Genomic DNA, 11,880 nt, shown 5'->3' with positions numbered 1-11,880 from the left:
TTTTTAGTTCCGTGCCTTTCAAGGCTCCCCCAAGAAACGGAAGATGAGCCTTACTTATGCCGGAGTGAGCAGGATGGCTTTCTCGGAATATCCCGTGCGGGCGAGTTCGTTTTGTAGTGCCGTGTTCTTGGCGATCCAGCTGCGGAGGGTGCGACGTGCGGAGGCGGGCTGTATGTGGGGCAGGTAGAGAGTGGCCAGTTGGCTTTTGCTGTATGCCTGTATGCGGGGCAGGGCTGCATTTTCTTCGGAAGTTGGTTTCATGATTTTTGCTTTTATTGTCTTTTGATACTGCTTTTACTATCTTTTCTATATTTCTTTCTTTTATTTTCGTTGCCAATGTAAAGGTACGCCTTTTTTAGTCGTTTGATGTCGCTTTGTACAGAAGCCCTTGGAGGCAGTATTTGTGCGAAGCCGTGCCGACTGGTGCTCTTCCGTTACAAGTCGTTACATCGTGTATCGGGTCTTTTTTGCCATCGCCTACTTTTGTCACCGTAATCGATTGCACATAGAAAACTTACATCAACCATTAAAAAAAGAAAGGAAAACAACCTTATGCCATTAATTTACAAACCTTACCAGGCGAATATCGCCAACAAAGCGGGACAGAAACTGTATTATCCTCGCCTCGTGAAATTCTCGAAAATGGTCAACACGCAGAAGATGGCGGAACTGATCGCTGAGAAGGCTTCTCTGACACCGGGTGATGTCCACAACGTGATTCGAAACTTGATGTCCGTGATGCGTGAACAGTTGCTCAACAGCCGCACAGTACGTCTCGAAGGCTTGGGCACATTTACGATGATCGCCAAAGCCGGAGGAAAGGGAGTCGTGTTGGAAAGTAAAGTCAGCAGTTCGCAGATCGTTTCGCTGCGCTGTCAGTTTACTCCCGAATATACCCGTTCTGCCGATGGCGTCACTACCCGTGCACTGACTTCCGGAGTAGAATTTGTCCACGTCAAGGACGTAGCGGGCGGCTTTGTGGACGACGATGATAAAAATCATTCGGGAGGCGGAGACAACCCCGGCGGAGGAAGCACTCCCGGAGGCGACGACGATGAGGCTCCGGACCCAACCGTTTAATGAGGCTGAATCGCTGACTCACTAATGCATGATCGGTTCCCTTATTAAATTGCTCCATTCACTCTGTTTTTTAACTCTAAAGAAGGAAGCTATGAAATTATTTTTAGAAAAGTTATTGGATATTTTGGAAGCGCTCTTGCGCTTCCGTCGTCGGAAAGCTAAAAAGACGGGAGATTCATAAACCGACCTCCTCTCTTAAAAACTAGAGAATCCCCTTTTATTTAAAACCGTATCTGTCTATGATATGGGGTTGAATAAAGGGGATTTTTGTATGGGAAAGTAATAGGTAATTGTATAGTAATAGGTAGTGGAATTTAATTCATTTCATTTCTTGTGCGAAATGATTCATACCTGCTCTGAGATGTAGGATTTATGGAAAAGTGTAGTATCAAAAAATGGGTCACCTATACCCCTGTTTGCTACATTATGTTTTTTGAGCCCGATAATGCGGTAGTTGGAGAATTTTGACATCTATAAAAGAATATCCCGGCAGATTGGATAACAGTCAACCGCCCAACCATAAAAAGGGCTGCCCCAATTCTACTTGGGAGCAGCCCTTCTTGCTTTTTCCGGTTTATCTCTAATGCATTTTATTTAATCAGATAGACTTTTTGAAGATAAACCCTTTTGTTGTGTGCTTTTGGGGGATGAGCCACCTTACGGCATTTCTGTTTCCATTTGGAATTTCCGGCTTACCTTCATCAGGTTAATGATGTAAGTCACTACATTTTGAGCTTCCTGCACCATGGTCAGATAAACCATACTTACCCGGATACTGCCCGACTGGCTTTGGATGCGCTGCAACTCTTTGCGTTTCAGTTGCGATAGCTGTCCGTTGAGGTCGTTGGCACGGCGGATTTCCTCTTCCATATTCTGATAATCGTTGTTTTCCAACTTCTTGCGGCATTGCTGAATCAGATAAGTGATGTCCTCGGCCACGTCGCTGAATTCACCTTTCTGAATGGCGTCGAGCGGGTTGAAGTTGTTGTCGATGTGTTCAAGACACGGTTCGCAGAGGCGCGAGATGCTGTACACCAGTTCGCTGGCGAAGTCGTTGCCTTGATAGTAGTAGAGTCCTTTTTCGAGCACGGTGTTGTTGTCGAGGCGGCACATGGCAACGGTTCCGGTGCGTTTCATCTGCTTGATGAGCTGCTTTTCGAATTTCGTGGAACCCATGGCACGACGCAGTCCGCGCAGGTTTTCGTGTATAAAGGAGGTGACGGTCAGTTCGAAATTCGTTTCGGCGTACTCCAGCACTTTGGCGAGTTCTTCGCGGGTATGTTTACGCATCAGTTGCAGCGCTTCTTCGCTGTCGGCGGTCTGCATGAGTTGTTTCAGCGTTTCGTTGCCTTTCTCTTTCGCCTTGCGTTTCTTATACATCACCTGGCTGCGGATGAGGATGAAAATCGCTATTCCGATCAGTGCGATGATGGAGATGTTGCCGCCGTAGTGCAGCACGAGGGCTACGAAGAAGCAGATGGTGAAGGCGGCTCCGGCAGTGATGAACCAGCCGCCGATGACGCTTAGAACGCCTGTGATGCGGTAAACGGCGGAGTCACGTCCCCATGCACGGTCGGCGAGCGACGTACCCATTGCTACCATGAAGGTGACGTAGGTGGTAGAGAGCGGCAGTTTCAGCGACGTTCCCAAGGCGATGAGCAGCCCGGCGAGGACGAGGTTGACAGAGGCGCGGACGAGGTCGAAAGCGGCTCCGTCGGCTATGATGGCTTCGTTTTTGCGGAAACGGGAGTTGATCCACTGCTTCGTGCTTTCGGGCATGATGCGGGAGGTGCCGTTGGCAAGTGTCATGCTGAAACGTACCAGTGTGCGTGCCATCGGAGTACTTCCGAAGTTCTCTTCTCCTTCATCCTGACGGGAGAGGTCTACCGAGGTCTTGATGACGGCGTGCGCCTTTTTGGAGGTGCAGAGGGCGTAGACCATGATGGCGCCGGCACCGATAAGGAAGTACCACGGTGTCTTGGCGGGGCCCAGCAGCGAGGTCATCAGGAAGCTGTCCGGACTTGCTCCGGCTCCGTTGGTGGTGTAGTCTATGAAGGAGGAGTAGCCTGCGAGGGGAACTCCGATGAAGTTGACGAGGTCGTTGCCGGCGAAGGCGAGGGCGAGGGCAAAGGTGCCCATCAGTACCACTACTTTGAAAACGTTGACTTTGAGCCAGTGAAGCACTTGCATCAGTGCCGTGAAGAAGACGAAGAAGCTGGCGATGAGCAGCAGCGTGTTGTCCTGTATCCACTGTTTGTTTTCGGGGGTCATGAAGGAGCTGTCTTTCAGCCCTTTGATCAGCATGAAGTAGATGATGGAGGTGGCGGCGATCCCACCGAAAAGGCCGATGCTGTATTTGATGTTTTTCGTGTAATTGAACGTGAAAACGATGCGGGCGAGCCACTGTACTAACATACCGAAGAAGAAGGCGATGGCCACGGACACGAAAATGGCCATGATCACGGAAAGTGCTTTGTCGGTGTTGATCAGATCGCCCAAAGCAAGGGTGGCGTCATTGTTTACTTTGATCAGGGAGAGGGCAAAAGTTCCTCCGAGCAGCTCGAAGACCAGCGAAACGGTCGTGGAGGTGGGCATGCCCATAGAGTTGAAGACGTCCAGAAGGACTACGTCGGTCAGCATGACGGCGAGCAGTATACACATGATTTCGGCAAAGTAGAAATGCTCGGGCTGATAGATTCCGTGACGGGCTATATCCATCATGCCATTGGACAGGGATGCGCCAATGAAAATACCGATCCCGGCTATGAAAAGAATGGTTTTGAACGAAGCGGCCTTGGCGCCTACCGCCGAATTCAGAAAGTTGACTGCATCATTACTGACTCCGACGATGAGATCGAACACGGCCAGCACGAACAGGAAAATGATAATGCATAAGTAAATTGTCTCCATAAAGAAAGTTGTGTATGTTATTTCTGGGTGCAAAGGACGGGGTTTGAGGTTGCAGGGGGATGTCATACATGTTACATTTGTGTTACAACGTTCTTTCTTTTGTCTTGAAACAAAAGAAAGAACCAAAGAAAAATTCAAGGCTTACTTTTTTCTCCTACTCGCTTCCTTCACTACGCTAAAGGGCAGAAACTCGCTCCGCTCAAACAGTCTGCCCTTCTTAACGCTCCGTTGCGGGCGCTCGCTTGACGGAGAAAAAAGTAGGCCGGGGGACCGTGCGGGTGGGGTGGAGCGGTGGGAGGCGGTGCGGGGGGAGGTGATGTGTGAGGTGGCATGTGAGGGATGTGTGAGGTGATGTGTGAGGGGTGTGGGAGTTTTGGGATCAATCCGAGAAAAAAGGTTGTTTCCAGTTTGTTTCTTTCGAATGAAAAATGAATCCGAATGAAAAATGAATCAAACGGTAGTATCTCTATTGGGGGGTGACTAAAAAGTCGATTCTATCTCTATTCTCCTCCTTCGGGAAGGAGGAGTGGTCGCAGACCGAGGTGGTAGGAAAAATAATGTTTATACCTATTTCTTTGTAAATGATAGGATTATGCATTCACCTACCACCTCCCCCTACGGGTACTCCTCCTTCCCGAAGGAGGAGATTTTAAGATACTATTGACTATCATTTAATTCAAAACTGTAAAGTATGGAGCCAAAACTGGGTTTTCGGACTGCCCGAGTTTTGTCATGGAAATGATAAAAGTGTGACGGTTGTGTTGTAATATATTGAATTGCTTGTAAATATTTAATTTTATATTATTTGTCGAAGATTTTATTTGTATGGGTGTTTTTTCGTCCGAAAAAACTTCTTGCCTACGAAGGCTTTGCCCCTCGTCCCGTGATGTTAGTCAGATAACTGCTGACAAAGAATATTGTCGAAGGGGAATCGGCTAATTGCTTTTTCAGAAGATGAACGAAAGCAATAAGCACGATTCTGTTAAGATTATCAAGACTGACATTGGGTGTAGCTCAATGACTGCTTTCCTCCGGTCGAAAAACATCGGACCGGAGGGCAAGCAGTTGGAGATGATCAAAAAGTTATGAGTGCTGCGCTTCCTGCGCTTTTTTACTCAGCCATTCATAAAAATCGTATTGGGCACGGACAGCAGGGGTGCCGGATGCTCTTTTTTTGAATACGTTTTGCAGTTTGTCGTCTACCCAACAGGCTTTTTGGTTGTCAGCGAGCTGGATATGGAGCATTTCGATCAGACTGGCGCGCAGGTCAGGGTCGAGGATGGGGGTGACGGCTTCGATACGGCGGTAGAGGTTGCGGCGCATCCAGTCGGGCGAGCCCATGTATACTTTGGGGTGCCCTTCGTTGCCGAAATACCAGATGCGGGCGTGCTCCAGAAAACTGTCGACAATGCGGGTGACACGGATGTTACGGCTGTATGACTGCTCTGGTATGAGGCAGCAGATGCCGCGGACGATGAGGTCGATCTGCACGCCGTGTTCGGAGGCCTCGTAGAGTCGGTCGATCATTGCGGGGTCTTGGAGGGCGTTCATTTTGAGGATGATACGTCCGCCTTTGCCTTGGTCGGCAAGGGATATTTCACGGTCGATGAGGCGGTTCAGTTCCGGTATGAGGTTGAAGCGGGCGACGAGGAGAGTGGTGAATTTCGGATCTTCCTTGCCTTGCAGGGTGCGGAAGAGGTTGTAAAGGTCGTTCACTATTTCCTTGCGGCAGGTGAAAAGTCCACAGTCGGCGTATAGGGTGGCGGTCTTTTCGTTGAAGTTGCCCGTGCTGATGTAGGCGTAGCTGGGGATTTTCTCTCCATTCAGTCCGCGGCGACGGACGAGGGCCACTTTGGCGTGTACTTTTAGTCCGGGGATGCTGTAAATGATTTTGATGCCGGCGGCTTGCATCATTTCGGCGGTGGCGAGGTTGTTCTCTTCGTCGAAACGGGCTTTGAGCTCGACAAATACGGTGACTTTCTTGCCGTTCTGCGCGGCGGCTATCAAGGTGTTGATGACGGCCGAGTTTTCGGCTACACGGTATTGGGTGACCATGATTTCGCGCGTCTCCGGATTGTGCACTGCTTCGTAGAGGAAGTGGGTGAAGTGCTCGAAGGAGTGGTACGGGTAATACAGCAGCAGGTCCTTTTGGGCGACGTAGTTGAAGATCGATTCTTTTTCGTCGAGGATGTTCAGCTTCATCGGTTGCGGCTTTTCGATGCGGCGGAGAGACTTGTTCGGGTTGGGCAGGTGGCGCAGGTCTTCGAGGTTCAGGTGCTTGTCGCCGGGGACAAGTTCGTCACGGTGGATGCGGAAGGCGTCGATCAGAAAGTCGAGGAAGTCTTGCGGCATGGCACGGTCGTAGACAAAGCGACAGACGTCGCCTATCTTGCGTTTTTTTACCTTCTTTTTCAGTTGAGCTACGAGGTCGGCGCTGCTGGCGGTGTCGTCTATCAGAATGTCGGCGTCACGGGATATTTTGATGCAGTAGCTCGAATCGACGTCGTAGCCGGGGAAAATAAGGTTGAGGTTCGCTTTGATGATGTCCTCGGTGAACATGATGTAATAGTTGTCTCCACGGGGCGGAAGTTCGATGAAACGGGGCACTTTGGCGTACGGCTGCTTCATGACGAAATAGAAAGGCTGCCGGTTGGCGGCGTTCCCGTTTTCCTTCGGATAGAGGCGGATGGCGAGGTAGAGCCGGTTGTCTCGCAGAAAAGAGACTATTTTGTCTTTCGATACGGGCACGGGTTGCAGGTAGGGGAAGATTTCTTCCCGGAAAAAGTCCTTGATAAACTGCTGGTGAAACGGTTCCACGTGTCTGTCCTGGTAGAAGATGATGTGGTTTTTGCGCAGGGCGGGCAGTATCTTTTCTTCGTAAATGCGTACACGGTCGTCCAGCTGGCGGTTTACTTCGTGGTTGATTTCTTCCACGAGTTCGCGGGCGGATTGTACGGTTTCTTCATCGCTCTCCGTTGCGCCGGATGCCACGGCCTTGTGGTCCGCCACCCGGATTTTGTAAAACTCTTCCAGATTGGAGGAGTAGATGGAGATGAAATTGATGCGCTCGTATAGCGGCAGGTGCTCATCCAGCGCTTCGAGCAACACCCGATAGTTGAATGAGAGCCAGCTGATATCACGTTTGAAATAATTATATTTGCTTTCCATGTGCTTTAAGATTTTCCCAAATATAGTATCTTTGCAGGACTAAACAAAGAAAATTATGACAAGAATTGGATTATTGTCCGATACCCACGCTTATTGGGACGAAAAATATCTCGAATATTTTGAATCGTGCGACGAAATTTGGCATGCCGGAGATATCGGCTCGGTAGAAGTAGCCGAGAAGCTGGCGGCTTTCCGTCCCCTGCGGGCAGTTTACGGCAACATAGACGGGCAGGAAATACGGAAGATGTTTCCGCAGGTGAACCGCTTCACGGTGGACGGAGCGGAAGTGCTGATCAAGCATATCGGCGGGTATCCGGGCAAGTACGACCCTTCGATTATCGGCAGCCTGATGGCACGCCCGCCGAAACTTTTCATCAGCGGACACTCCCATATATTAAAGGTGAAATACGACAAAACGTTGGACATGCTGCACATCAATCCCGGAGCCGCAGGGATGTCCGGATTCCATAAAGTGCGGACAATGGTGCGCTTTGTCATCGACAACGGAACGTTCAAAGACCTCGAAGTTATTGAACTGGCAGGATAGATTTCTTACAATTCATTTTGTCACGTCAGATTTCTTTCCGACCTTTGCACACAGTAAAATGAATAACTCAGACGACAATGAAAGGAATTATTCTGGCCGGTGGAAGCGCCACTCGTCTTTATCCGCTTTCCAAAGCGATTTCCAAACAAATCATGCCTGTATACGACAAGCCGATGATCTATTATCCGCTGTCTACGCTTATGCTGGCAGGGATACGGGAGGTCTTGATCATCTCTACTCCGCGTGATTTGCCGATGTTTCGGGACTTGTTGGGCTCAGGTGAGGAGCTCGGGATGTCTTTCTCTTACAAAATACAGGAGCAGCCTAACGGACTGGCACAAGCCTTTGTGTTGGGAGCTGATTTCTTGAACGGTGAGGCAGGTTGTCTGATACTTGGGGACAATATGTTTTATGGACAAGGGTTTTCCGCTATGCTCCGGCGTGCTGCCGGTGTGGAGAAGGGAGCCTGCATCTTCGGCTATTACGTGAAAGATCCTCGGGCTTACGGGGTAGTGGAGTTCGACGAACAAGGCAAAGTGATTTCTCTGGAAGAAAAGCCACTGGTGCCGAAAAGTAATTATGCCGTTCCCGGACTTTATTTCTACGACGCTACCGTGACGGAAAAAGCGGCTTCTCTCCGCCCTTCGGCACGTGGAGAATATGAGATAACGGACCTGAACCGCCTGTACCTCGAAGAAGGAACACTGAACGTGGAACTGTTCGGACGCGGATTCGCGTGGCTGGATACCGGAAACTGCGACAGCCTGCTCGAAGCCTCCAACTTCGTGGCTACCATTCAGAACCGGCAAGGCTTCTACGTCAGCTGTATCGAAGAGATAGCCTGGCGGCAAGGATGGATTTCGTCCGGACAATTGCTGCTGCTCGGACAGAAACTCGAAAAGACCGAATACGGTAAATACCTGATAGAACTGTCTAAACAACCCTTGAAATAAACATAAATAATCATATATGAAAACTTATCTGGTGACCGGTGCCGCAGGATTTATTGGCGCCAATTATATTAAGTATATCTTGGCCAAGCACAGCGATATAAAAGTGGTGGTTCTTGACGCCCTGACGTATGCGGGTAATCTGGGAACTATTGCCAAAGATATCGACAACGAACGTTGTTTCTTTATCAAAGGAGACATTTGCAGCCGCGAAGTGGTGGACAGCCTTTTTGCCGAATACCGTTTCGACTATGTCGTGAACTTCGCCGCCGAAAGCCATGTAGACCGCAGTATCGAAAACCCGCAACTGTTTCTGATCACCAACATCCTCGGTACGCAGAATCTGCTGGATTGTGCCCGCCGTGCCTGGGTGATGGGCAAGGACGAACAGGGATATCCTACCTGGAGAAAAGGAGTGCGCTACCATCAGGTATCTACCGACGAGGTGTACGGCTCACTCGGTGCGGAAGGCTACTTCACGGAAGAAACCCCGCTTTGTCCGCACAGCCCGTACAGCGCTTCGAAAACCAGTGCCGACATGGTAGTCATGGCTTATCACGACACTTATAAAATGCCGGTAACGATCACCCGCTGTTCCAACAACTACGGCCCCTATCATTTTCCCGAAAAACTGATTCCGCTGATTATCAAGAATATACTCGAAGGCAAACACCTGCCTGTCTACGGGGACGGAAGCAACGTACGCGACTGGCTTTACGTAGAAGACCACTGCAAAGCGATCGACTTGGTAGTGCGCGAAGGCAAAGAGGGCGAAGTGTACAACGTAGGTGGTCACAACGAAGAAACCAATCTTGAAATTGTGAAGCTGACCATTGCCACTATCCGTAAACTAATGACCGAGAAACCGGAATATCGTCAGGTCCTCAAAAAGAAAGTGAAAGGTGAAGACGGAGAAATCTCCGTTGACTGGATCAACAACGATCTGATCACTTTTGTCAAAGACCGTCTGGGGCACGACCAGCGTTATGCCATTGATCCCACGAAGATCACGAACGCCTTGGGCTGGTATCCCGAAACGAAATTTGAAGATGGCATCGTGAAGACAATCGTATGGTATCTTGAAAATCAGGACTGGGTGGAAGAGGTGACCAGCGGAGACTATCAAGGTTATTACGAAAAGATGTACGGAAAATAAATCAATGTCGGATCAAGAATCCTATTGATAGCAAAATACCCATTAACAGCATATTACGTGAAGTCTCACCTAGTATGCTGTTTAATTTTTTACCACTGTGAATCTGCACCATCCATCTCCATGTGAGGACATGAGGAATCAGGTAGAGTAACGGAAGAAGTGCGGCAAACAAGTGTCCTTCGAAGAAGAACCAGAAACACAGAAGACTTGCTGCCACCCCCAGCATCAAATAAAGATAACGTCCGAACTTCTCGCCAAAACGAACGATGACCGTCCGCTTTCCGCTCCGTGCATCCGCTTCACGGTCTCGGTAATTGTTGACTACCAGCAAGGTATCAATCAGCAGTCCGCAGATCAGAGAAGCTACCGTTGTGTCCGAAGTCCATGTCAGCGCCTGTACGTAGTACGTTCCACCCACGGGGACGAATCCGAAAAATACGATGACCAGAACATCGCCCCAGCCGTTGTAGGATAATGGATAAGGGCCTGTGGTATAGAGGAAAGCGAAGAGTACGCAGAGAAGTCCTACTATGATCAGCTCCCATCCGGCATAAAACAGCAGCGCAGATCCGATCAGACAGGCGAACAGGACGGTGACGATGATTCCGTTTCGCATGGCTCTCGGTGAAATCCAGCCTTGTGCGCAGGCTCGTTCCGGTCCCAGCCGGTCTTCGCGGTCGGTTCCTTTGAGGTAGTCGAAGAGGTCGTTGATAAAATTGGCGGCAATTTGCATCAGACTGGCGAACAGGCAACAGATAAGGGCCGGCAACCATTGAAAATGTCCATCCATATAGGCAAGTGCGCTACCGATCATGACCGGCGTAATGGCTCCTGTCAGAGTTTTGGGACGTGCTGCTAATATCCACGCACGCAGCGAGTTACGCTTTACTTCTTCCATGCTTTAATATATAATAATAAGTTTTGACGGACAAAGATACATGATTTTTCCTATCTTTGCGCCTCAAATAGTGGGGGAATGTGTTATATATAGAAGAAAATAAACCAAAGAAGATGAAAAAAATAAATTACCTGTTCATAATATTCGTATTATTCCTGTTCGTATCTTGTAAGTCAAAGAAGAATGTTGTATCGACCCTGCCTCGTCCTGTGCTCAATGTCGATTCCGTCCGTCCGGACAGCTCCGCCGCTGTCGACGGCCTGTTTGCTCCGGATCACTCTCAGCTTGCCGACTTGAAAGTTTCGACGAAGAAGCAGAAGAAAACAGAGAAGAAAGAAGCTGTGACCGAGCAGGAAGAACGTAATTTAGTACTTCGCGGAACGAAGATCACGTCTTCTACCGTGAACGTCCCTGCCACTTATAGCGGCATAGACCGTGTCGTAGAATATGACTTCACCCACCGTGATGTCCCCGAAGCCTTCGAAGGCTTCCGCATCGCCTTCATTTCCGACTTGCATTACAAGAGTCTGCTGAAAGAGAAAGGCTTGAACAACCTCGTCGATCTTTTGATCGCTCAGAAACCGGACGTCTTGCTGATGGGAGGAGACTATCAGGAAGGCTGCGAATACGTAGAACCGTTATTTGCCGCATTGGCCCGTGTGAAAACACCGATGGGAACTTTCGGAGTAATGGGAAATAATGATTATGAACGCTGCCATGACGAAATAATCCGCACGATGAAGCATTACGGGATGCGTCCGCTGGAACACGAAGTCGATACATTACGCAAAGACGGTCAGCAGATTATCCTTGCCGGAGTACGCAATCCTTTCGACTTGAAACAAAATGGGGTGTCGCCCACGCTGGCGCTTTCTCCCAACGACTTCGTCATCTTGTTGGTGCATACTCCCGACTACGTGGAGGATGTTTCGGTGGCCAACACGGACATCGCTTTGGCGGGACATACTCATGGTGGACAGGTACGCGTATTTGGTTACGCCCCGATACAGAACTCCCACTACGGCACCCGCTTTCTGACCGGACTGGCGTACAATTCAACTAAAATGCCATTGATTGTTACTAATGGGATCGGTACTTCTCAGATGCCTGTACGAATCGGTGCTCCGGCAGAAATCATAATGATTACGCTTCATCGTCTCAAAGAGTAGAT

9 protein-coding genes are annotated in these 11,880 nt (G+C 49.4%); 5 read left to right on the top strand and 4 right to left on the bottom strand.

Annotated features, from left to right (window positions below; all coding sequences use genetic code 11):
* Positions 1–54: 54 nt before the first annotated feature.
* A complete protein-coding gene (locus tag ACHLI0_RS08180) occupies positions 55–261 on the bottom strand; it encodes a DUF4248 domain-containing protein (protein ID WP_490748859.1) in 207 nt (68 codons plus the stop codon).
* A gap of 291 nt (positions 262–552) precedes the next feature.
* Here ACHLI0_RS08180 and ACHLI0_RS08175 point away from each other — a divergent pair, with 291 nt between their 5' ends.
* On the top strand, positions 553–1,080 hold the full coding sequence (locus ACHLI0_RS08175) for an HU family DNA-binding protein (RefSeq protein ID WP_008766435.1): 528 nt from the start codon (positions 553–555) through the stop codon (positions 1,078–1,080).
* Between the two features lie 657 nt (positions 1,081–1,737).
* Here ACHLI0_RS08175 and ACHLI0_RS08170 read toward each other — a convergent pair.
* Both ACHLI0_RS08170 and ACHLI0_RS08165 read right to left on the bottom strand, forming a co-directional pair.
* The gene (locus tag ACHLI0_RS08170; RefSeq protein ID WP_008766433.1) at positions 1,738–3,990 is read right to left on the bottom strand and encodes an inorganic phosphate transporter; all 2,253 of its coding nucleotides are present in this window, start codon (positions 3,988–3,990) and stop codon (positions 1,738–1,740) included.
* Between the two features lie 1,083 nt (positions 3,991–5,073).
* The gene (locus tag ACHLI0_RS08165) at positions 5,074–7,158 is read right to left on the bottom strand and encodes an RNA degradosome polyphosphate kinase (protein WP_490748858.1); all 2,085 of its coding nucleotides are present in this window, start codon (positions 7,156–7,158) and stop codon (positions 5,074–5,076) included.
* A gap of 55 nt (positions 7,159–7,213) precedes the next feature.
* Between ACHLI0_RS08165 and ACHLI0_RS08160 the strand changes: the two genes are divergently transcribed.
* The 3 genes from ACHLI0_RS08160 (at position 7,214) to rfbB (ending at position 9,811) form a co-directional block, all read left to right on the top strand.
* Entirely contained in the window at positions 7,214–7,705 is a 492-nt protein-coding gene (locus ACHLI0_RS08160) for a metallophosphoesterase family protein (protein ID WP_055220106.1), read from the top strand.
* A gap of 77 nt (positions 7,706–7,782) precedes the next feature.
* Complete coding sequence (gene rfbA, locus ACHLI0_RS08155) at positions 7,783–8,658, top strand: glucose-1-phosphate thymidylyltransferase RfbA (protein WP_011108090.1); 876 nt, start codon at positions 7,783–7,785, stop codon at positions 8,656–8,658.
* Positions 8,659–8,674: 16 nt separating this feature from the next.
* Positions 8,675–9,811: a dTDP-glucose 4,6-dehydratase gene (rfbB, locus tag ACHLI0_RS08150; protein ID WP_008761096.1), complete on the top strand. Its 1,137-nt coding sequence runs from the start codon at positions 8,675–8,677 to the stop codon at positions 9,809–9,811.
* A gap of 1 nt (position 9,812) precedes the next feature.
* Here rfbB and ACHLI0_RS08145 read toward each other — a convergent pair whose 3' ends face one another.
* Positions 9,813–10,709: a 1,4-dihydroxy-2-naphthoate polyprenyltransferase gene (locus ACHLI0_RS08145; protein WP_490748857.1), complete on the bottom strand. Its 897-nt coding sequence runs from the start codon at positions 10,707–10,709 to the stop codon at positions 9,813–9,815.
* 113 nt (positions 10,710–10,822) lie between these two features.
* Between ACHLI0_RS08145 and ACHLI0_RS08140 the strand changes: the two genes are divergently transcribed.
* The gene (locus ACHLI0_RS08140) at positions 10,823–11,878 is read left to right on the top strand and encodes a metallophosphoesterase (protein WP_490748856.1); all 1,056 of its coding nucleotides are present in this window, start codon (positions 10,823–10,825) and stop codon (positions 11,876–11,878) included.
* Positions 11,879–11,880: the final 2 nt, after the last annotated feature.

The sequence above is a fragment of the Bacteroides sp. RCH18 genome (genome assembly GCF_058231005.1).
This window is presented reverse-complemented; position numbering and strand designations above follow the sequence as displayed.